Genomic DNA, 21,088 nt, shown 5'->3' with positions numbered 1-21,088 from the left:
TCAACAAATTGCTCGAATAGCGCGTTTATCATGGGACGCTAACTCATTGACTCTAAGCGGCCAGGGGTAACGTCTTTAGCTTATCCAATTGACCGCACTAGTACGAATGATCACCTTAACAGGGGTAGGTGAGGGGGTTAAAGGGTTTGGTAATCAAACCCGCTACCTGGAGGGCGGTGAAGCGATCGCGATCGCGGGCCAGCACCTTAGAGGTGAGCACAATTACCGGAATATGCTGGGTGGCGGGGTGGCTTTGCAGCTGCTGGTAAATCTCAAAGCCGTCCATGTCGGGTATTGAAATATCGAGCAAAATCGCGTCGATGGCCGACTGCTGGGCTATCTGTAGCCCCTCCTGGCTCGAGGCGGCCCCCAGGGTTTGCCACCCGGCCAGTTCCTCCAGCGCCGCCTGGACGATATCGCGAATGTCGTTTTCGTCATCCACAATCAGCACGCGTTTAGGCATGGGCCGCCTCCAAAGGACTGGGGGTCAGGGGCAGGGTGACAAAAAAGGTGCTGCCCTGCCCCTCCTTGCTTTCAACCCAGATCTGACCCTGGTGCTGCTCTACAATACGCTTGCAGATCGCTAGCCCTAGGCCGGTGCCGCCCCGCTGCCTAGAGTCTGAGGCATCGACCTGCTGAAACTGCTCGAAGATGCGATCGAGCTTGTCAGCTGGAATGCCGCGCCCGTTGTCGCGCACTGTAACGATGACCGAGGTAGACGACATCGCGCCTTCGTCTACCTCGGCCTTTAACCACACCGTTTGGCCTGGGTTCGAAAACTTAATCGCGTTGCTCAGCAGGTTAGTGAGTACCTGAATAATGGCATCGGGGGCGGCAACCAGCGTGGTTGTGAGGGGGGTGAGAGCCAGAGTAATGGCCGCCTGGTCAGCCAGAGGTTGCACACTGTCGATCGCCTGGTACATGAGGTGAGCCACCTGGCAGGGTTCTTTTTCGAGCTGCACCTGGCCCGACTCCAGGCGCTCAAAGCTGAGAATGTCGTCGACCAGGCGCACCAGGCGATCGCTGTTGTTGATGGCAATATCGAGCATGCGGCGAGCCTTCTCGGGTCGATTGGCGTATACCCCGGCTCCTAGCAGCGCCAGTGCTCCTTGAATAGCGGTAATGGGGGTGCGCAGCTCGTGGCTCACCACCGAAATAAACTCGTCTTTCATCCGGTTGATAGCGAGGCGATCGCGAATGTCTTGCACATGGCCCACCGAGTACAGTGGATGGCCATCTTCATCGTCAATGAGGGCCGCATTGACCATCACCGGAATCACCTCCCCCTGCTTGGTCAAATAGCGTTTTTCCATGTGGTAGGTGCGCGCTTCACCCCGCATCAAGCGCTCAAACCCAGCCCAGTCTGCGTCCCAATCGTCAGGATGGGTAATGTCTTTAAAGCAAAGGCTCAGCAGCTCGGCCTCGGTGTAGCCCAGCAGGGTGCAGTAGTAGGCGTTGGCCAGCACAAACTGCCCGGTAGTTGTCACCAGCGAAATGCCGTAGGGAGCATCGTCAAAGGCGCTGCGAAAGCGGGCTTCACTATCCCGCAGGGCCGCTTCGGTGCGCTTGCGCTCGGTTTCAGCCTGCTTGCGGGCGGTGATATTTTCGACGGTGCCAACGATGCGCACCACCTGACCGGCATCATTGCAAATGGGAAACGCCTTTGACCTCAGCCAGCGCAGCTCGCCAGCGGGGGTACTGTAGCGATACTCTTGGTCAAAGTTTTCGCCCTGGCGCTCTTGCTTTAGCGCGGCATCAATGCGATCGCGATCGTCGGGGTGAATGCCCGATAGCCACTGCTCCATGCTGTCGGCGCGGCTGTCGAGCGGCAGCCCGCGAACGATCCAATAGGCGGGGTTGACGTAGGAATAGTGGGCAGTCTCGGTTTCATAGACAAAAAAACCTTCCTCAACGGTCTCGGCCAGCTGCCGAAAGCGGGCTTCGCTGGCTTGCAGGGCCAGGTCAACGCGCTTGCGATCGGTAATATCCATCGAAACGCCCACTAGTTTGACCACCCGCCCCCGCTCGTCAAACACGGGCTCGCCTCGGGCATCGAGGTAGTGGAGCGAGCCATCGGGGTGAATAGGGCGCAGGTCGATCTGGTAGGGCAGGCCGTCGGTAAGGGCAGTCTCTACGCGCTGGATCAGGAGATCGCGATCGTCTACGGGCAGCTTTTGCAGCAGCTCGTCATAGGTGGGCACAGCGGCGGTGGGGTCGAGGCCCCAGTTGCGAAAGTTCATCTCTGACCAAGCCAGCGCCCGACTGGCTACATCCAGTTCCCAGTAGCCCACTTGGGCCACTCGCTGGGCCAAAGCCAGCCGCTGCTGACTCTGGCCCAGCGCGGCTGCGGCCCGATGGCGATCGGTAATGTCGCGGTGGGTCACAATTAGGCAGTCCTGGCCGTCGAGGGCCTGGGCTTCGACCGAGAGCAGCACCGTTTTGATCTCACCTAGCTTGGTGAATAGCTGCACCTCCAGGTTGCGCACCCGGCCCTCTTGCTCCAGCAGTGTGCGGTAGAGCACGCGCTGGCTGAGATCGGCCCACAGGTTAAGCTCTAGCGCCGTACGCCCTACCATTTCATCATGACTATAGCCAAAGAACTCCAGCAGACTGTCATTGACATCCAGCAGCCGACCTTCATCGCGAGTGGCAATGGCAATTGGGTCGGGGCTGGTGCGAAAAATGGTGGTGAACTTGGTCTCTGACTCCGCCAGGGTGAGCTGTAGGTGCTGAAACGACTGCTGCAGCTGGTCGGCCATCTGGTTAAACGAGCGGGCCAGGTGGTTAAACTCGCTAATGCGGCTGTTGGTGGGCAATCGCTGGGCCAGATTGCCGGTCGCTAGCTGGCTGCTGAGGCGGGCAAACAGCCGCAGCCGCGCCAGCAGCCGCTCGGTCAGCAGCAGCCCCAGGGCGATCGCGGCCTCCAGGGTGAGCAGTACCAGCGGTAGAACATAGCGCGCCCTGCCGGACTCTGCCTGCCAAGACAGATAGCCAATTAACCCCGTCGCCACCAGCGTAGATACCGCCAGCGGCACCGTCAGCACACAGTGCAGCGGTAGAGGCGGTGGCAGGCGGCGTAGGCGAGGTAGGGGCATAGGGCTAAATCAGCTCAGGCATGGCTCACGGGCTGTTGTGCCCAACCGCGATCTCTTCCTCACTGACTGAAATAACCAGCGATCGCTTCAGCAACTCTACCTGATGGGCCAGCTGAGCCTGGAGCTGAGCATAGGTAGCCGAGCGCAGCAGCCCCTCAATCGCCTCGGCTACTTCCGATGCTTGAGCATAGCCAAATAAACCCAGACCTCCGGCCAGTTGGTGAGCCTCAGTAGTAGCTAGCTGCCGCTGCTGGGGGCTCAAGGTGTCGGTTTCGAGGGCCTGTATGGCCTTGTCAAGCACCCCCAGCCGCTGCTCTAGAGAAGCCCGAAACCGCTGGGTGGCCCGCTGCATAACCTGATCTAGCCGGGGCGAGGGCGGGCTCACGTCGTCGGCTTCTGCGGGGGAAACATCGGTTTCCGCTGGGGAACCGTTGGGTTCGGGCGCAGCCTGAGGAGCCCCCTTGAGCCGATAGCCCAGCCCGTAAACCGTCTCGATGGGGCTACCGGCAAGGCCTGCCGCCTTGAGGCGCTGGCGCAAATCTTTAATCAAGTTGGTGACCGAGCCTTCGACTGGGGTGTCGGCCATGGGCCACAGGTGGTCGATAATGGCGCTGCGGGTCAGCAGGCGCTGGGGCGATCGCAAAAACAGCTCCAGCAGCTCGTATTCTTTGGGGCGGCAGGGCACGGGCTGCTGGTCGTAGGTGACTTGGGTAAGGGCCGGGTCGAGGCACAGCTTACCCCAGCTCAGCACCGGGGACGCCGTACCGCTGCGGCGCAGTAGGGCGCGCACCCGCGCCAGCAGCTGTGCTGCATCGCAGCTCTTAGACAGGTAGTCATCGGCCCCGGCATCTAGCCCAGCGACGATATCGTCGCTGGTGGCCTTCACCGTCAGCATCAAAATGGGGGTAAGGCTGCCCTGGGCTCGCAGGCGGCGGCACACCTCTAGCCCATCCAGGCTGGGCAGCAGCCAGTCAACAATCAGCAGGTCGTAGGGCCAGCGGCTGGCCAAATCGAGGCCGGTAGCGCCATCGGCGATCGCATCGACAGCGTAGCGGTGAGTGGTCAGAGTATCGGCTAAAAACTCACTGGTGGGCGGATCGTCCTCTAACAGCAGTATTTTCATTATTAAAAAACATTACAAAAGAATGCCTAAAGGAAGTTATGTTGCCCTCACAATACTCCTGTGTTTTGCTGTCCACAATCCCTTACTCCGGCAATAAGCACCCTTGATTTAGCTCTATTCCTTAAAACCGCGACTATCTTTGGGTAGATAAAGGGCTTAAGGCCACGATTGATCAGGCGGGGGAAGGGTGTCATGCCAAATCTCGAATCAATACCCCCGATTTGTAGGGGCTTAGCATGCTAAGCCCCTACGGGGTTCCTGATTGTGAATCGGGGTTTGCTAAGTCCGATTTCGTATCAGCCAGCGGCCCCAAACCCTTCCCCAGCCGTGGTCTAGGCTGAGCTGGCGGCGCTACTCGCCGGTGTACTTGGCCAGCTCTCCCGGCGAAATGGTGTCGAGCACGGTTTCGGGGGTAAAGTAGCCCAGCGCCTGAATAATGCGGGCAATGCAGCCCGTCCAGCCGGTTTGGTGGCTGGCCCCAATGCCTGAGCCATCGTCGCCGTGGAAGTATTCGTAAAACAAAATCAGATCGCACCAGTGGGGGTCGCTCTGAAACTTCTCGGCCCCGCCGTAGACCGGACGACGACCGTTCTCATCTTTAGTAAAGATGCTGACCAGGCGCTCGCTAATGCACTGGGTAATTTCAAACAGCGTTTTATGGTCGCCTGAGCCAGTCGGGTACTCCATAGTAAAACTGTCGCCGTAGTAGCTGTAGAGCTGCAAGAGCGCTCGAATCAGCAGCAGGTTGACGGGCATCCAGATCGGGCCGCGCCAGTTAGAGTTGCCGCCAAACATGCCCGAGGTAGAGTCGCCGGGCACGTAGCCCACTTTGTACTCTTGCCCGGCGTGGTAGAAGACGTAGGGGTTATCCAGGTGAGTGCGCGACAGGGAGCGAATGCCGTAGTCGCTCAAAAATTCGCTCTCGTCGAGCATACGGGTGAGTACCTGGCGCAGCTTGGCTTCGTTGAGAATGGAGAGCATCAGGCGATCGCGCACACCGTACTGATTGGGCAAATGTACGTTGCCGCACAGCTCGGGGTGGCGCTGAATAAACTTGGTGGCCCGCTCCTTAAAGCGGGGCAGCTTGTCAAAGGCCTCGCGCGGAAAGACCGCCACCGCCATCAGCGAGAGCAGGCCCACCAGCGATCGCACCTTCAGCCGGGTCGAGTTGCCGTCGGGTAACCGCAGCACATCGTAGAAAAAACCGTCTTCTTCGTCCCACAGCTCGTCCTGGTGAACGCCAATGCGGTCCATCGCCCCCGCGATCCACATGGTGTGCTCAAAGAACTTAATCGCCAGGTCTTCGTAAAGCGAATCGTGCAGGGCTAACTCGACCGCAATCTGGAACATGCGCTGGCTAAAGAACACCATCCAGGCGGTGCCGTCGGCCTGCTCTAGCCTGCCCCCGGTCGGCAGCGGCGAGCTGCGGTCAAACACGCCGATGTTGTCGAGGCCCAAAAAGCCGCCCTCAAACAGGTTGTTGCCGCCCTCGTCTTTGCGGTTGACCCACCAGGTAAAGTTGATCAGCAGCTTCGAGAACGCGTACTTGAGAAACTCCAGGTCGCCTTGGCCGTTGTTGCGCTCGCGATCGCGCACGTAGATTTCCCAGGTGGCAAAGGCGTGCACGGGCGGGTTCACGTCGCCAAAGTTCCACTCGTAGGCCGGAATTTGGCCGTTGGGGTGCAGGTAGTCTTCGCGCAGCATCAGCATCAGCTGGTCTTTGGCAAAGTCGGGGTCAATCAGGCTGATGGGAATAACGTGAAACGCCAAATCCCAGGCGGCGTACCAGGGGTACTCCCACTTGTCGGGCATCGATACGATGTCGTCATTCATCATGTGGAACCACTCGCTGTTGCGCACCCCGCTCTTGTTGATCGTGGGGGTCCAGGGGGTAATGCCGCGCTCGCGCAGCCACAGGTCGAGGTCGTAGTAGAAGTACTGCTTGGTCCACATCATGCCCGCCAGCGCCTGCCGCATGACATTGGCGCGATCGGCATCGGCCTGCACCAGCGGCGGTATCACCGTGGCGTAAAACTCGTCGGCCTCGCGCAGTCGGGCCGCAAACTGGTCGTCAAAGTAGGCCCCAAAGGGGTCGCCTACCTGGTCAGGACTGCTCTTGGTCAGCCGCAGCTTCACCACCACCGTTTCGCCCGCCCCCACGGTGAGCTGGTAATAGGGAGACACCTTAGTCCCCTCTCCGTCGGGGTTGACCAGGTCGGTTTTGCCGTCTACCACATAGTTATTGATGCCGTCTTTGACGTAGGGACTGGGGTTGGGCTGGCCAAACACCCGCTCCGCGTTGGTTTCGTTTTCGGTAAACAGCAGCGGCACTCCGGCATCGCAGTAGAAGTAGTAGTCGCGCATCAAGTCCGTCAGCTCTGGATTGTTGACGTGGGCCTGCACCACCCCGTTGCCCAAGGCCTTTAGCACCGACTTGTCGCCAGTTTCCTTCCACGACCAGGTGTTGCGAAACCACAGGGTGGGCAGCAGGTGCAGCGGGGCTGCCTCCGGCCCCCGGTTGGCCACGCTAATTTGAATCAGCACGTCTTCGGAGTCGGCCTTGGCGTACTCCACAAACACGTCGAAGTATTTGTCTTCGTCAAAAATACCCGTATCCAGCAGCTCGTACTCCGGCTCGTAGCGATTGCGACCGGCGTTGGTATTGACCAAATCTTCGTAGGGGTACGCCGCCTGGGGGTACTTGTACAAGTACTTCATATACGAATGCGTCGGCGTGCTGTCGAGGTAAAAGTAGTACTCCTTCACGTCTTCGCCGTGGTTGCCCTGGCTGTTGGTGAGGCCAAACAGCCGCTCTTTAAGAATTGGGTCTTGGCCGTTCCACAGGGCAAGGGCAAAGCACAGCAGGTTGTGGTCGTCGGTAATGCCGCCGAGGCCGTCTTCGCCCCAGCGGTAAGCCCGCGATCGCGCCTGGTCGTGGGGAAAATAATCCCAGGCGTTGCCGTCGCTGCTGTAGTCTTCGCGCACGGTGCCCCACTGGCGCTCACTCAGGTAGGGTCCCCATTTGTGCCAGGGGGCCGTTTTAGCGCGAATCTGTTCCAGACGTTTAGCTTCTGCGTTCACGGTGCTGTCCTGCTGGCGAAAGTAGCTCGATTTTTGCCCGATCCCCAGTGAGGCCTGAAAAATCTCACAGAGATTTAAGCCCCAGGGAAGATGTTGAGAATCATCTTCCCTAAACTTCCTATGAAATTCCTATGGATTAGGTCTTAAATGGGCACATCTAGAAATTTGGGGACTACTGGCCAAAGCTAGCGATCCCCCTAAATCCCCCTTAAAAAGGGGGACTTTGAAGCGGACTCAGACCCCCCTTTTTAAGGGGGCAGGGGGATCCCCTAACCGTTGCCTACACCTCATCCCCCCATCGTCACCATGTTCGACTTCCTTCGCGCCCAGCCATCCAGCCCCAGCCCTGGCCAAATCGCCCGCTTTTGCCGCACTTTGGGCTGGGCCGGATTGATTTTGCAGTCGTTACTGGGTGTTGTGCCGCTGCTGGTGGTGATCGCCCGTATTTTGGTCAACCCTCAGTGGCGCGACGTGCGATCGTCCGCTGGCCTTTGGCTAGCGCTGCTGGGCCTGGCGATTTTGCTGTTTAGCATCTACTGGTGCTTTCGCTACATTCGCATGGCGCGACGGCTCGAAGACCCCGACCTGCGCCCGGCCAAATCGGCGGTGCAGCGCAACCTCAAGCTGGGGCTGCTGAGCAACCTGGCGCTGATGTCGATCGGGGTGCTGCTGGCCCTGTGGCGCGTTACCCTGCTGAGCATCAAAATGCTGACGATTCCCCAGGGCACCACCGTGGTTAGCCCCGGCGCAGCGGCGGTACCAGGCGGGCTGATTACCCCCTCTAGCATGATTGCCATTCAGGCGATGGTAAGCGCGATCGCCGCTGGTCTCGTCGGGGTAGTTATCGCGCTGCTGCTGATCTACCAGGTGGGTCGCCACCGCACCTCGCCCGATTTGTTTACCTAAAGTTTTTAGCTCAAAAAATGTTGTTGCCCATCTTTGTGCGCAAACCGACCATGGCTTGCAAGGTGTAGCTATGGGTATCCAACGCTATGGACCGAATAGGGCATCTACATTGGCCCCATAGTCTACATAATGTTGCCTTACCTGCAATAAATATCCATTCTCAATTTCGAGGAATTCAAAGGCGAGGGGAGACGTGACGGCTAGGCGAGATTGCCCTAACAGGTTCAGCGTTGCGAATGAGTTTTCAGCTAAGGCAGTTCTGATCGCGGCAATTCTTTCTGTGTACTGGGCGCAGGTTCCATAGGACTTTTCAATGGCTTGCAAGGTGACCAAGGCACCTACTGGGTCAATGTTGGCTCTGGCCATATACTCTAGGGCTTTCTGGTCAGCCTCCATTTGTATAGCCGTGTAAAATTGCTCAAATCTAGAGATGTATTCTGGATTTCTTTCGATGGTTTCCCTTGTGATAGCACCGCCGCCTAACGATTCAAATAGCTCTTGCCTTAGCTGACGTTCAAACTCATCTATTCGGGCAAAGTAATTGGTTTCATGGTGGGCCATCTCGTGGGCCATAGTAAAAGCGATGGCTGAAACATCTCCATCCAGGAGATCTAAAAAGGCATTGCCAAAAAATATGGTATAGATTTCTCCTGTGTAAGCATAGACTTTGTAATCTGAGACAATTCCGATATTCCAAATAGGCACATCTATGTCATTGGCGCGAACTAGGCGGTCAGCCACACGATAGAGCATGTAGACATCCGCATCCATGTTTTCTCTGGCTTCGGTGTAGCGATCGCGATCTTCAAGAGCCAGAAAAGGTGCTGCCAAAGAAGATGATTGCTGGAAGCCAGGAGTATCCATTGCAAGGGCACCAAAAGACGCTCCTAAAGGCGAAGAAAGAGTAATCAAAGTTATCAAGGCACCCATCCGAAGAGCTTTCTGATACATTTTCATGACTACATCTCCCAACAACTGAAAGACAAATCTTCCGTATAAGTAGGCAAGCGCAATTAAATATTAAGTCGATGTAGGTTGGGTTGAGGCACGAAACCCAACACCCGCATGGGTTACGCTATCGCTAACCCATCCTACATTTGAATTGGCCCACCCACGTAGAGCCTGCCTCATATCGGTTCTCAACTCAGTGAGTACAGGCTTGATTAGCTTCGGATACTTCTCCTATACGGCTAGGAAAGGCAGCTTTTTACCCACTTGCTTAGAAGAGTTTAGAGGGATCTCTACTGTGATAACACCTTTGCCTTGAGGATATTTTTGACCTGAACATAAGCGTTTTACTAGCTACTTAAAGTGTGGCTCATGCCCTATTGTTTTAGGGCATTTGGCCATCATTCTTTATGAATATTTAGTCATGCAGCCATCTCCACAAAAAACGTCTCCTAAAGGCAATCCTTAAAAGGAGATTTTTGACTCAGCCCATGCCTATGCGGCGGGGCGGCGATGGGGGCCTTTTGTGTTCAAAAGCAGTAGTGGTAGGGTGTCGAGAGTTAGATACTGTGCTAAGGCCTCAGGTCGTAGCGGTGAATACACTCCTTTCTCTCGGGCAAATTCATGACTTCTCTCTCTCAGCCCTTACAGCGAGTTCCGGGTCGAGCTTACCTATTGCTGGCGGTGGTGATTTTTGCCGCCGCCAATTCGGTTACTCGCAGGCTAACCGACATTGGGGCTCAGCATTTGGTCGACGGGCGCAACCCAATTTCGTTTTGCAATGTGCTGTTTGTAGGCAACCTAGTGGCGTTGATTACCCTGCTGCTGGTCTATTGGTCAGAGCTAGCCCCCCGGCGGTGGCGACATTTTTCTTGGCAAACCTGGCTGATGCTGGGGTTTATTGCTCTACTTTCGGGGGCACTGGCCCCAGCCATGTTTTTTGGGGCCTTGGAGCAGACTACGGTAAACAATGTGGTGCTGCTGGGCCGCATCGAGCCGCCCTTAGCGCTGGCCCTGTCGGTGCTGCTGCTGGGGGCGCGGGTCAACCGTTGGGTGGTGGCTGGGGCAGTGGTGTCGTTTGTAGGGGTGGTGCTAACCATTAGTTTGCAAGCTCCCACAGACGATATGGTGCAGATGGCTGGGCTTACCCTTGGTTCTGGTGAACTGTTGGCAATGGGTGGGGCAGTGGCCGCTGCGATCGCAACGGTGGCCAGCAAAGCCAGCCTGGGAGAAGTGCCCCTGGGATTGTTTAACCTGGTTCGAACTGGGCTGGGTACCGCCATCTTTTTTGTGGCTGTGATCGTGCTGTTTGCGCCAGACCATTTTCAAGATGCGTTCTCGCCGTTTGTGTGGCAGTGGATGGTGGGCTATGGCGTTGTGATCGTAGTGGGCGGACAGTTGGCCTGGTTTCAGGGTTTAAAGACTAGCCATGCCGCAGAGGTCGCCCTGGCGAACGCGTTTAACCCTTTAGCCGGAATTTTGGCAGCTTTTTTAATTTTGGGAGAAACTCCCACTGGGGCACAGTACATCGGCGGCGCGGTAATTGCCGTGGGCATTGCCTTAAACCAGTGGGGCAGTCGTCAGCCGGCAGCGCCCAAGCCGCCCCTCACCCAGCCCGAGGCTGAAACCGGGATGGGGTTTAGGGGGGTTTGAGGCTGCGCCCATGACTCGTCTAGGCGACGCGGCGGCGGGGACGCTTGCGCTCAGACTTTTTCTTGTAGCCGACCGATTGGGCTTCGTGGCTGTCGGGGCCATACAGACCTCGCACCGATTCTTTCATGGCCATTACGCTGTTGTGGAATTCCCACTCGGCCTGGCGGGCTTCGTCGGCAGCGGCTTTGGCTAGGGCCGCCAGTTCGGTTTCTTTTTGCTGCTTGGCCTGCATGATGGCTAGGTTGGCTTGCAGCACCTCGGCAGTCGCTTCTGGCCGTCTGGTCGTGTAATTTTGAACGGTAGCAAACCCTTCGTAGGCCTCGATGTCTTGCAGCGTAGAACGGGTTGGAAGACGGCGACTGGTATCAACAATAGCCATATTGGTTACCTCATTATGTTTAAGAGTTTGGTATTTTTAGAAGTCTTTTGGCTCTATAGCCTGATTTTCAGGAATTTTGTACCGCAGAGTCGAGAAAACGGCTCTCTAATTGGTACAGCACAGTCTCATAAGGTAATGTTGCCCTGGAGAATTTGCGATCGCACCAGAAACAGGAGGTTTTGGCCAAACCTCAGTCAAATGGCGGAGTGAAATTAGCAAACGCAGGGTGAAAGGATTGCTGTAGCCTGCCCAGGAGCTAAATTGCGGGGTGCAATTGCTAAACAGCTGTGCCAGTTTAACAATCAGAGGAGTGCAAATGCCAAACAGCGGGTGCAACATGCTAAACAGCTATGCCACTTTGCTAAACAGCTGTGCCAGTTTAACGATCAGCGGCTTGTGTTTAACGATCAGCGGGTGCAACAAGGTAAACAGCTGTGCCACTTTGCCAAATAGCTTTGCCTGCTTAACAATCAGCGGCTTGTGTTTAATGTTCGCGCAGCGTTGCAAAGCAATCTCAGGGCGCAACATGCTAAACAGCAGTGTCAGTTTGCGATTAAAGACCGGGTGCCTACTGTTTTGACCCCAGACGTTGCTATCGGCAGCAGGCACGCGGTCTCTTTAGGTGTCGCTACTCAATGAGCACGATCTTAGTCATGATCACCATCCACGTCTCGACTCCGCTCAACGACCCCGTCTCGACTCCGCTCAACGACCCCGTCTCGACTCCGCTCAACGACCCCGTCTCGACTCCGCTCGACGACCCCGTCTCGACTCCGCTCGACGACCGGGCGGTTGTTGCCCCCTCGGCACTGGGCGGTGCGGGGATGGGGTCGCTCCAGTCGTTGGGGTCGGTGTAGCCGAGGGCATGGAGAATTTTGATGGTGCGGTCTATGGCGGCGAGGCTGCCAAAGAGCATATGGCGCACTTTCTCGGGGTTGAGGGACCGGGTCCCTTTATCGTTGGCTCCAGACCTGGGTGGTAGCGGTAGGGACCCGGTCCCTTGGTCGTCGCTGGCATCGGGTTCGAGATATTCAAACATCGGTTCTGTTTCCTTCTTGTGGGTACGGAAGAAACAGAACGCGAAAACCCTAGCCACCCACGCTTGAATTGCAAACTGAGGGGGCTAGGGTACCATATGCCTAGCCTCGCAATCTGCCGGTCAGACTTGCGGGGTTAGCTGTCTGTTGGTGTTCGCGCACCTTCAGACAGCGCCAAGATTTTCGAGTTCTGCGTGAACACCGCTCGGGTCGAACGGCTTAATGGATGAGTGTAGTGGTACAAAAGCTCCGCGTCAATAGTAGGGCACTAGTAAGGCATAAAGGGAGTTTGAGAAACCTCCACCGACCTAAGAGGGCAGTTATACTGAATTTTTCCACCTAATAACCTGTATAGGGATCTTAGGTAGATAATTTTCCACCTAAGATCCCTGTAGGGGTGTTTAGGCAGACAACTTTCCACCTAAAATCCCATATGAGGGTATTAGGCAGAAATTTTCCCTCTAATCATGAGTTAGCCTTCTGAGTTATCGGTGAGGCTATCCTTGAAGACTATCTGTTTGTTAGCCCTTGTTTTGGTTTAGGGAGGTTCTTTCAGGTAAATTCCTGATATTTGGTTAAGAAACAAGTTTCTTACAAATTGGTATAAACTCTAAACGTTCCCGATAATTCACTTGCACGAAGCTCTGAGATATGCAGCGATGGAGACGTTGGATTCGTTGGGCAGTAGTAGCACTCTGTTGTGCCTTGCTGATCATCAGACAAGTGAAACCTGACCTATTCAATGTATTAAAGGCAGTAAAACTCGATACCTTCTCTTTTATTCTTCTAGCCATAGTAATTTTTGCATTAATTCAGCCTTACATTATTTACTGGTTAAGATATGTTGAGCAGGTAAATAAAAGATGGATATTAGTTTCAGCGTGCCTTGCTCTTGTGGTAGTAAGAATAATATTCCCAAATGCTCAGATTGACATTAATTCGATATGGTTAATTGGAATTGCAGCTTTACTTTTCGTACTCCCTGATCTTAAGTCAGTAGCCCCTTACATTAAGAAAATTAGAGTTGGAGATACAGAGCTTGAGTTAAAAGAAAGTATTGAAAATCTTGAAAAGGAAGTTGAGAGAGCACAAGATGCTGTTGCTAAAGAACAAGAAGCTTCTTTATCAGGTAGCGTTTCTTCTGAAATTGAAAAAGTTTTAGAAGAATCTAGCAAAGATCCGAAGGCTGCATTGCTACTGCTTTCTGCAAAGATTGAGCAACAGTTGAGAGATCGCTTAGAGGAATCGGGTATCTCTACTGACGGGCTGTTTTCAGCGTCGCGATACGTTGAAATGGGTGTGAGAGAAGGTATTTTCCCCCGAGATTTCTTCCCCGCTTTTCGTGATTTCTGGAGTGTTAGGAATCGTGTTGCACATGGGGCTGCTTTTGATATTGATGACGCCTACATCCTATCTCTTGTATCTCTTGGGACTGAACTTCTGCGAATTGCTTCAACTACGAACAAGAAAGATAATAAAAGTCACGACGTTCAAGACAATAGTTCATTACTAGAATAGTCGTGAGGGCTAACAATTAGCTCGGAGCGGACTGCTGAAAGATCCCGTTGTGTTGTACAGGTAGTTTACAGCCGCTCAAGCGAACCGTTATGCCAGTTGATCAAAACTGCATCGAGATTAGGCCGTTGGTTGTGCTTATCCTTTCTGCACCTGTCCCACGGGTGAGCGATAATACCCTCAGGTTTTCTGCCCCCACCTGCCCCCACTCAACTACATGCGATCGCGCTTCCTCCCCTACCTCTGCACCCAGGTTCTCACCTTCGTATCCCTAATCAAGCAGGCCGACGAAGCACTCTACACAGCAAAAGAACAAGGGCGCGATCGGCTACAGGTGGCTCGTCATTCACATTCAGTTAGATAAACGCGGCTAAAAGGTTTTCCTTTGCCCAAATGGTATTGCTCAATCAGCCCCTCTCGGCGAATCGAGATGCTATTGCCCGCACACAAAGCCCAAAACAGCTGCTGCACTACTGCCTGGTTGAGGTTGCGCCAGCGAACCCGCATCAGCATAGTTAATGCGCCAAATTACCTGCCACTCGGTGCCGTGAACAAATCATTTGCCGAGAGGTTTACGACTTCGCTTAGCCAGCGTAGAGTTAGGGACGCTTACGCCAGCACAGTTTACCAATCAATACTCGCATAACGATTAAGATAAAATCGTGCCAATTTCTTTCAAGTAAACGCGGCTAAAGGGTTCTCCTCCGCCCAAACGGTATTGCTCAATTAGCCCCTCTCGGCGAATCGAGATGTTATCGCCCTCTCGCACAATGATTGTTGAATAGGGAAAAACATCTCGGGTGAGAATAGTTTCGGTTTCGGTGGGGTTTTCTAAAACAACCATATCGCTACCCGAGTAAAACACGCCTTCGTGCTCAAACACATCGCCTCGATATTCGGCAATTAACATATCGAGTTTGGGGTTCCGCAGCAGGTTCCGCACATTGGCGTTGTAGTCTGTACTCAAGTTTTTTTCGGCCCGATTGATCAACACCCCCTCTCGACACACTGCCCCAATAACCCAGTTGGGGTGCTGCAGTAAAATATGGTCAACCAGCTCTTGCAAATCGCGCATCGAGAGTCGATTAAACGTCATGATCGGAATTCGGGCGCTGGTTTCGGCTGGGAAAAAGGTTTCTAGAATGGGGGAGGTGACATCGACGCGATCGCCCACAGATGGCCTCAGGTGCATGTAAATTCCCGGTGCCGAATTGATTTCAAGAATGCCAAAATTACCGTCTTTCCACGATCGCGACAGGTCACGGGTAATCGCATCAATGCCCAAACAGGTTAACCGAAAGTGCTGAGCAATATCCTGCGCCAAAATCACATTGTCAGGGTGAATGGTGGGCGTGGCGTCAATGCTGACTCCCCCGGCGGAAAGGTTGGCCACTTTGCGTAGATAGACGGTGCGACCTTTGTCTAAAACGCTTTCCAGGGTGAACCCCTGCTCGGCCAGGTAGCTCTCCATCGCATCGTCGACTTTGATCTTGCCCAGGGGCGAGGTCGGCGTGTCGCTGCGATCGACGGCTCGGTTCGCATCGTTAATCAGTTCACCGACGGTTGAGAGATCATCCCCCGTGACTGAGGCGGGCTGACGCTCCATAGCCGCCACAAAGCGACCATTCACGCACAAAATTCGAAAATCGGAGCCGGTGACGCTCTTCTCGACAATCACCCGCACCGTCTCATCTTCAGGAACTGAGGCAACGGCGCGATCAAACGCGGCCTCCAGTTCGTCAGCATCGCGCACCCCTGCCGTTACCCCTTCGCCCTTGTGCCCCGACACCGGCTTCACCGCAATTGGGTATCCGATGCGATCGGCAGCAGCTAGGGCCTCCTGACCAGTAGTCACAATTTCGCCCGTTGGTATCGGGAACCCCAAGGTGCTGAGAAAGGCTTTGCAGTCGTCTTTGCGGGTTGTAAAGTCTGAATCTAAATGGCTATCGGTATCGAAGGTGGTGGCTACGCCGCGCACCAGCTTTTTGCCGTAGCCGTACTGCATCAACCCCTCATCCCACAGATAAAAGGTAGGAATGTCTTTTTCCTGCGCGGTTTGCAGTAGCGCATACACCGTAGGGCCGCCATACACCGACTGCCGAAACATGCGTTGAAATATTTCAATCTGGTCTTCGATATAAAAGCGCTGGTCTTGGGTGATGGCCTCAAACCAATCCCACACGGCAAAAACGACCGATCGCGTTGTGCGGCCGTGCAGGGCTTCGACGGCAATGCAGCAGCGAGCACCCCAATGGGTCACGCTACATTGCTGAAGATGCAGACCCATATCGAGCTGGTTGACCGCTGCGGCCACCTGAGCAAAGAGATGGGCGTAGGAGTCGTAGGTTCGCTCTTTGAGGCGAGGATAGCGATCGCTCACTGCCTCCACATAGGTCTCGATCGGCAGTGGATCGTGGTTTCCGGTGAGGGCAAAATCAAATGCGATCGCCGCCGTGTTCAAATAAGGATTGCTGCCTTCATAAAACCGACTGTTATAAACATCAAAGGCATCAGTTTTGCGAGCGTTCACGCGGGATACCGGAAGTTGATCGAGAACCATTGCTTCTCCAAAGCAAATACTCCTAATACTAGACAGCGATCGCGTTTCAATTCATGTACCGCAGGGATGGACATGGGGAATAAATTATGGGCGATCTGTAGGTGAGCTTGAATAGTTTTTGGGTGCACCAGTGCCCAGCGCGACCTACCACAGCTAACGGATAACGAAAGATGTAGGCGATAATAGCCTCGGTTTCATTGCCCCTCCCCTACCATGCTCAACTACGTGCGACTGCGCCTGTTGCCCTACCTGCGCACCGAGATTCTCCCGTCCAAACCCGTCCAGCTCTTGATTCAAACCTGGCTCAAGTGGGACCGCGATAACGTTCCCGGTATGGCCGCCGCGCTGTCGTACTACGCCCTGTTTTCGCTATTTCCGCTGCTGCTGGTGGTACTCAGCGTGATCGGGGCGCTGGTCGGCCCCAATACCGAAGTCTTCGGCGCAATTGAGGATGTGATTCAGCGCTACTTGCCCCCTGAAGTCCACGACTTGATCAAAGACACCATTCTCTCTCTCAATGAAAACAGCGTTGGCGCAGGGCTGGTGGGGTTTAGCATTTTGCTATTTGCCGCTAGCACTATCTTTGCAATCTTGAAGCGATCGGTAAACAAGATCTGGGAATCCCCCAGCCGCGTCAGCGAAGCGGGGTCGCCTGCCCGGATGGCGATCTTTTTCATTGTCAACAAATTGTCGGCCTTTGTGCTGGTATTGGCCACGGCACTGCTGCTGCTGGCCTCGCTGCTGTCAGAAATTGTCATCAAGGTCATTCTTACCCTGGTCAATACCTTTCAGGCAACCTTTGACCTACTGACGATTGACGAAGCCATTCTGAGCAAAACGTTGCAGGCGAGCTGGTCATTTTTGGCGCTAGGGTTTGCGATCGCGGGCCTATTTCGCATCCTCCCCACCATCAAACTCTCCTGGAAAGACATCTGGCCCGGTGCCTTGCTCACCACCGCATTGCTGGCTGGGCTGCAGTGGCTGGTCAGCAACAGCGTGATTAGCCTAGGCGGTCGCTTTGTCTCCTACGGCGTCATCGGCAGCGTGATGATCCTCATGCTGTGGATTTTTCTGGCCTGCCAGATTTTCTTCGCGGGCTGCGAGTTTTCGTTTGTATACGCCCACATGTTTGGCACAAAGCGCCGAGAGGCAAGGTTTGGGGAGTAGTCGCCGGTGAGGGTAAAAAAGGTGGGAGGGGCTACTGTTTTGATTGGGCCAACCGACGCCCCTCCGCATCTGCCCGTCTACTCCCCGCAGTAGGCGATTAAATCAATCTCCACATCCCCATAGCCCGCCAGAGCCGTTACGCCTACCGTAGTGCGGCTGGGCTGAGGAGCACTGCCAAAATACGACTGATAAATAGCGTTGACCGTTTCGTAATAGCGAAAGTCGGTGACAAAAATGCGGGCCATTACCACTTTGTTAAAGCCGCTGCCCCCATGGTTGAGCACCAGAGCCAGGTTTTCCATTACCCGACGAGTCTGGTCTTCAATCGGGCCTTTGACCACCTCGCCCGTAGCCGGATCTTCCGCTAGCTGCCCGGTCACAAATAAAAAATCTCCCGCTCTAACCGCATGGGAATAGGGAGCTACCGGAGGCAGCACGTTATTGGGCAGAGTCATAAACTCCAGCATAGGCTTTATTTTTGAAACAATTGCCCTCTAGTGTCTCTTTAAACAGAGGCTTAAATAGTGGCTAAAACAAAATATCTGAGGCTAAGTCGCCCAAGTTTACGGTGTAAATGCGACTGCGATCGCCCTCATTGACGCTCCACAGATTCTGCGTGGGCGTGCGCTGTACGATCGCCGTCGGGCGGGGCAGTCCGGTCATGCGGTTCATCACCCGACCTTCGTCATTAATCAGTGCAAAGTCCCCATCCTGGCTGAGCAAACCGTAGCCTACCACGGTCTCAAACAGCCAGCGAGGTGCGATGTTAACCCGATAGCGCAAAATTCTAAAGGGCATCAAATCTACGATCAGCACGGCGTTGGGGCAGGTTTTCTCCAGGGCCAGGTAGCGGTAGGGGCGGCTGGTAGCGACCAGATTGTAAATGGGTACCGAAGCCGAAATGGCCCCCAGGTAGGTGCCCCGGCGAGTCACCCCATAGAACACCGTGCGGCTGCCTCGGTGCATTACCAGCACCGCGTGGCGATCGTCTGGAGTCATTAGAGTGACCAGCGCATCCCCCGATTGAGTGGGGAGGTTAGCCGTCCTCGGTGCCGATATTTTGACCCCCTGCCCCGGCGACATGGTCAGGTGGCGGATAGAGACTGTCATGCGATTGCTAGCGGCCTGGGCAGCGGTGGCAAACCAGCGCCCGCCGGGGGCAACCGCTACCCCATGGGGATCAGTACCTTGGGCAATACAGCCTAAGCCATGGGTCATCGACAGCAGGTGCAGCGACTCTGTGGTCACCAGCACGCCTCCCTGGGGCGTTGGCAAAAAAGCCCGTACCGGGGCCGGTAGCGTAAACCCCTGGCTCTCGTGGGGGGTGGCCATACCCTCCTGAGCCCAGTGGTAAAACCACACCCGCTGCTGGCTACAGGTCACCAACAGGTGATTTTGGTGGGGCAGAGGCACCAGCCCCATGATGGTTGTCGGGTGGGGCAGGGGTACAGAGACTAAATCTGGGGCCAAGTCAATCTCGGGCAGACCTTTAGGACAGGCCGGTTCGGCCAGCTGACCCTGGGTTTGGTAAGTTTCGTACACCGCCATAAGGTCGGCGCGCATGTCGCGGGCTGTGGTGTAGCGCTTGGGCAGCAGCTTTTGCAGCGCCGTACGCAGCACTTTGCCTAAGGGTTCTGGCACCTGAGTCGGTACGATGGGGTGGCGATTCAGGTGGGCCACCATCAGCTCCATGGGGGTGCCCGAAAACGGGCGCTGGCCCAGTAGCAGCTCATACAAAATAACCCCCACCGCATAGAGGTCGGCGGCGGGAGGGTGCTGATTGTAAAAACGCTCCGGAGCCATATAGGCGGGAGATCCCGTGTGGCCACCATCGGCCTCGGTCGCCTCCTGGCTGAGTCGGGCAATGCCCAGGTCAGACACCCGCGCCACCCAGCCGCCAGGGCTCAGCTCCATAAGAATGTTTTCGGGCTTAATGTCGCAGTGCACAATACCCTGGCGATGGGCGCACTCCAGGGCAGCGAGAATATCTAGGGCAAAGCCCAGCACCTCCTGCACCGTGAGCATGGTATCGCTTTCGAGCAGCGATCGCAGGGTGCCCCCCTCGCAGTAGTCGAGCACGAGCTGCCGCCCGCTGGTCGAGTGCTCAAGGGCATGGCAGGTAACAATGCTAGGGTGCTCAAGGCTGATTAAAAACCGCAGCTCCCGCAAAAATTTGTGGGTGGGAAACCGATCTTTATGGAGGTCTTTGATGGCCACCAGATCCCCGGTTTTGCGGTGAATAGCGCAGTAGACTCGACCAAACTGCCCACGGCCTACTAAGCCTAGAATGCGATACTGCGATCGCCTGATCTGCCGGGTTAGGGCCACCGCTTGATTACCCCTGCTGCATGAGGGTTTGCATGATCGCCTGGTGGGCCTGACCGTTGGCTACCATACCCTCTACGGGGGCCAGCCGCTTTTCTAGCCCTAAAATAAAGCGGTTGCAGTCATCGCCCTTAGCGGTACAGCTAGTTTGGGCGCAGCGCAACTCACGCCCGGTGAGCTGGGTAAAGAAAATTTCTAAAATGCCGCGTTCCAGATCTCCCGAGGGTTTTTGGCCCTGGGGCGCTGCAGCGGTAAAGGGCGAATGCCAGATTTCTACTCCCAAAAAACCGCGATCGCGGTAGGCAATATCTAAGTGAATTTGACCCCAGCCGTGGGTTTTCCAGCACTGCTGCAGCGACTGCAAAAACTCAGCCATCGATAGGTTGGCCAGGGGCTGCTTGTAGTAATCGGCTAGTTCTTCACAAAAGCGGGCGTAAAAGTTTTTACCCCACCAGCGGCCACAGTTGTAGAGCACTAGCCCCGAGGCCTGGCCCGTTTCTTTTTCAAGCCCAGAATAAATAGCCTGCAGTAGCGGGTCAGGAATAGCCAAGAGGCGATCGCCCCGGCGATTTTCGAGCAGACCTAACTCGGTCGACCCTCGCACATAAAGATCCTGCGCAAAATAGTTGCCGGGTAGCCGGCCATCGGTGAGTAAATCGGCAACAGAAACCATAGGAAATGTCCTTCACAGGAAAATGGTAATGGTGGTCAGACCCGCCGAGGCGGGGCAGGGGCAACCCCCAAACGCTCAACCGTTCCAAACGTTAGTCACATCTAGAGCAGCCCGGCCAGAGTAACGGTCTCGCGAGTATCTAGCATCAGGCTTTGTGCTTTCTCAAGACTAGGCTTGAGTAGGCCGAGCTGGGCTGGCGAAAACACCTTGCCTAACTGCTGTTGCAGCAGCTGAAACAACATCTGATCAACGGCCTGGGTTTCGTAGGCTTTAACCATCTCAGGTAGCCAGCCCTGCAGCCGCTCCTCCACAAAGCCATCGTCGTCGAGCAGCATGGCCATAGCGGCGTAGCGCAGCACCATCAGCCCGTTGCGCACGCTACGCTCGACCAATGGTTCGGGGTGGCCAGCCTGCTGCTGTAGGGCATCGGCAATGGGCTGCATAATGGCAATCTCCTGGTCGCGCAGGGTGCGGTAAACCGCCATGCGTTCTGGAATCGAGCTCACGTACTGACTCAGCGTGCTGAGATCGTTGGTATCGAGGTATTGCTTGTCGGGCGAGTCAAACAGGGCGTCAAGCTTAAAGGTCATGTCAAGATCCTCTGGGTTTGAGGGGCAGGGTGGGTC

General features: G+C 55.3%; 18 protein-coding genes. 5 read left to right on the top strand and 13 right to left on the bottom strand.

Annotated elements, in window-relative coordinates; all coding sequences use genetic code 11:
- Positions 1-115: 115 nt before the first annotated feature.
- The 4 genes from IQ273_RS14655 to IQ273_RS14640 form a co-directional block, all read right to left on the bottom strand.
- Positions 116-463 (bottom strand): response regulator, encoded by a 348-nt coding sequence (locus IQ273_RS14655; RefSeq protein ID WP_194023923.1) that lies wholly within the window; start codon positions 461-463, stop codon positions 116-118.
- Positions 456-3,095: a PAS domain S-box protein gene (locus IQ273_RS14650; RefSeq protein ID WP_194023922.1), complete on the bottom strand. Its 2,640-nt coding sequence runs from the start codon at positions 3,093-3,095 to the stop codon at positions 456-458. The genes IQ273_RS14655 and IQ273_RS14650 overlap by 8 nt, the downstream gene beginning before the upstream one ends.
- A 25-nt stretch (positions 3,096-3,120) precedes the next feature.
- Positions 3,121-4,218 carry a response regulator gene (locus IQ273_RS14645; RefSeq protein WP_194023921.1) on the bottom strand — a complete coding sequence of 366 codons (1,098 nt, stop codon included), beginning with the start codon at positions 4,216-4,218 and terminating at the stop codon, positions 3,121-3,123.
- A 351-nt stretch (positions 4,219-4,569) separates the two neighbouring features.
- Entirely contained in the window at positions 4,570-7,299 is a 2,730-nt protein-coding gene (locus IQ273_RS14640) for an MGH1-like glycoside hydrolase domain-containing protein (protein WP_194023920.1), read from the bottom strand.
- Positions 7,300-7,605: 306 nt separating this feature from the next.
- Here IQ273_RS14640 and IQ273_RS14635 point away from each other — a divergent pair, with 306 nt between their 5' ends.
- The gene (locus IQ273_RS14635; RefSeq protein ID WP_194023919.1) at positions 7,606-8,205 is read left to right on the top strand and encodes a DUF3611 family protein; all 600 of its coding nucleotides are present in this window, start codon (positions 7,606-7,608) and stop codon (positions 8,203-8,205) included.
- Positions 8,206-8,289: 84 nt separating this feature from the next.
- Here the strand turns inward: IQ273_RS14635 and IQ273_RS14630 are convergent, their stop codons facing one another.
- Positions 8,290-9,162: a M48 family metalloprotease gene (locus IQ273_RS14630; protein WP_194023918.1), complete on the bottom strand. Its 873-nt coding sequence runs from the start codon at positions 9,160-9,162 to the stop codon at positions 8,290-8,292.
- 615 nt (positions 9,163-9,777) lie between these two features.
- On the opposite strand from IQ273_RS14630, the gene IQ273_RS14625 reads away from it, so the two are divergent.
- Entirely contained in the window at positions 9,778-10,806 is a 1,029-nt protein-coding gene (locus IQ273_RS14625) for a DMT family transporter (protein WP_194023917.1), read from the top strand.
- A 19-nt stretch (positions 10,807-10,825) separates the two neighbouring features.
- Here IQ273_RS14625 and IQ273_RS14620 read toward each other — a convergent pair whose 3' ends face one another.
- Positions 10,826-11,185, bottom strand: coding sequence for a hypothetical protein (locus IQ273_RS14620; RefSeq protein WP_194023916.1), 360 nt, complete (start codon positions 11,183-11,185; stop codon positions 10,826-10,828).
- 348 nt (positions 11,186-11,533) lie between these two features.
- The gene (locus IQ273_RS14615; protein ID WP_194023915.1) at positions 11,534-11,794 is read right to left on the bottom strand and encodes a hypothetical protein; all 261 of its coding nucleotides are present in this window, start codon (positions 11,792-11,794) and stop codon (positions 11,534-11,536) included.
- A gap of 26 nt (positions 11,795-11,820) precedes the next feature.
- Between IQ273_RS14615 and IQ273_RS14610 the strand changes: the two genes are divergently transcribed.
- Positions 11,821-12,042: a hypothetical protein gene (locus IQ273_RS14610; RefSeq protein WP_194023914.1), complete on the top strand. Its 222-nt coding sequence runs from the start codon at positions 11,821-11,823 to the stop codon at positions 12,040-12,042.
- An 885-nt stretch (positions 12,043-12,927) separates the two neighbouring features.
- Positions 12,928-13,740, top strand: a complete 813-nt coding sequence (locus IQ273_RS14605) for a hypothetical protein (RefSeq protein WP_194023913.1) — start codon at positions 12,928-12,930, stop codon at positions 13,738-13,740.
- 339 nt (positions 13,741-14,079) lie between these two features.
- Here IQ273_RS14605 and IQ273_RS14600 read toward each other — a convergent pair whose 3' ends face one another.
- Both IQ273_RS14600 and IQ273_RS14595 read right to left on the bottom strand, forming a co-directional pair.
- Positions 14,080-14,250, bottom strand: coding sequence for a hypothetical protein (locus tag IQ273_RS14600; RefSeq protein WP_194023912.1), 171 nt, complete (start codon positions 14,248-14,250; stop codon positions 14,080-14,082).
- Between the two features lie 136 nt (positions 14,251-14,386).
- Complete coding sequence (locus tag IQ273_RS14595) at positions 14,387-16,297, bottom strand: acetate--CoA ligase family protein (protein WP_194023911.1); 1,911 nt, start codon at positions 16,295-16,297, stop codon at positions 14,387-14,389.
- A gap of 213 nt (positions 16,298-16,510) precedes the next feature.
- Here IQ273_RS14595 and IQ273_RS14590 point away from each other — a divergent pair, with 213 nt between their 5' ends.
- The gene (locus IQ273_RS14590) at positions 16,511-17,464 is read left to right on the top strand and encodes a YihY/virulence factor BrkB family protein (protein WP_194023910.1); all 954 of its coding nucleotides are present in this window, start codon (positions 16,511-16,513) and stop codon (positions 17,462-17,464) included.
- 77 nt (positions 17,465-17,541) lie between these two features.
- Here the strand turns inward: IQ273_RS14590 and IQ273_RS14585 are convergent, their stop codons facing one another.
- The 4 genes from IQ273_RS14585 to IQ273_RS14570 all read right to left on the bottom strand — a co-directional run.
- Entirely contained in the window at positions 17,542-17,931 is a 390-nt protein-coding gene (locus IQ273_RS14585) for a RidA family protein (RefSeq protein ID WP_194023909.1), read from the bottom strand.
- Between the two features lie 61 nt (positions 17,932-17,992).
- Positions 17,993-19,792, bottom strand: coding sequence for a serine/threonine-protein kinase (locus IQ273_RS14580; protein WP_194023908.1), 1,800 nt, complete (start codon positions 19,790-19,792; stop codon positions 17,993-17,995).
- Between the two features lie 7 nt (positions 19,793-19,799).
- Complete coding sequence (locus tag IQ273_RS14575) at positions 19,800-20,462, bottom strand: V4R domain-containing protein (protein WP_194023907.1); 663 nt, start codon at positions 20,460-20,462, stop codon at positions 19,800-19,802.
- Between the two features lie 101 nt (positions 20,463-20,563).
- Positions 20,564-21,088 (bottom strand): hypothetical protein (locus IQ273_RS14570; RefSeq protein ID WP_228053048.1); only part of this gene is annotated, 525 nt, incomplete at its 5' end.

Source organism: Nodosilinea sp. LEGE 07298, from assembly GCF_015207265.1.
GTDB lineage: Bacteria > Cyanobacteriota > Cyanobacteriia > Phormidesmidales > Phormidesmidaceae > Nodosilinea.
This window is presented reverse-complemented; position numbering and strand designations above follow the sequence as displayed.

Coding starts and splice junctions, on each gene's coding strand:
- IQ273_RS14655 (WP_194023923.1), bottom strand. CDS start 463: ATGCCTAAACGCGTGCTGATTGTGGATGACGAAAACGACATTCGCGAT.
- IQ273_RS14650 (WP_194023922.1), bottom strand. CDS start 3,095: ATGCCCCTACCTCGCCTACGCCGCCTGCCACCGCCTCTACCGCTGCAC.
- IQ273_RS14645 (WP_194023921.1), bottom strand. CDS start 4,218: ATGAAAATACTGCTGTTAGAGGACGATCCGCCCACCAGTGAGTTTTTA.
- IQ273_RS14635 (WP_194023919.1), top strand. CDS start 7,606: ATGTTCGACTTCCTTCGCGCCCAGCCATCCAGCCCCAGCCCTGGCCAA.
- IQ273_RS14630 (WP_194023918.1), bottom strand. CDS start 9,162: ATGAAAATGTATCAGAAAGCTCTTCGGATGGGTGCCTTGATAACTTTG.
- IQ273_RS14625 (WP_194023917.1), top strand. CDS start 9,778: ATGACTTCTCTCTCTCAGCCCTTACAGCGAGTTCCGGGTCGAGCTTAC.
- IQ273_RS14620 (WP_194023916.1), bottom strand. CDS start 11,185: ATGGCTATTGTTGATACCAGTCGCCGTCTTCCAACCCGTTCTACGCTG.
- IQ273_RS14610 (WP_194023914.1), top strand. CDS start 11,821: ATGAGCACGATCTTAGTCATGATCACCATCCACGTCTCGACTCCGCTC.
- IQ273_RS14600 (WP_194023912.1), bottom strand. CDS start 14,250: ATGCTGATGCGGGTTCGCTGGCGCAACCTCAACCAGGCAGTAGTGCAG.
- IQ273_RS14595 (WP_194023911.1), bottom strand. CDS start 16,297: ATGGTTCTCGATCAACTTCCGGTATCCCGCGTGAACGCTCGCAAAACT.
- IQ273_RS14590 (WP_194023910.1), top strand. CDS start 16,511: ATGCTCAACTACGTGCGACTGCGCCTGTTGCCCTACCTGCGCACCGAG.
- IQ273_RS14585 (WP_194023909.1), bottom strand. CDS start 17,931: ATGCTGGAGTTTATGACTCTGCCCAATAACGTGCTGCCTCCGGTAGCT.
- IQ273_RS14575 (WP_194023907.1), bottom strand. CDS start 20,462: ATGGTTTCTGTTGCCGATTTACTCACCGATGGCCGGCTACCCGGCAAC.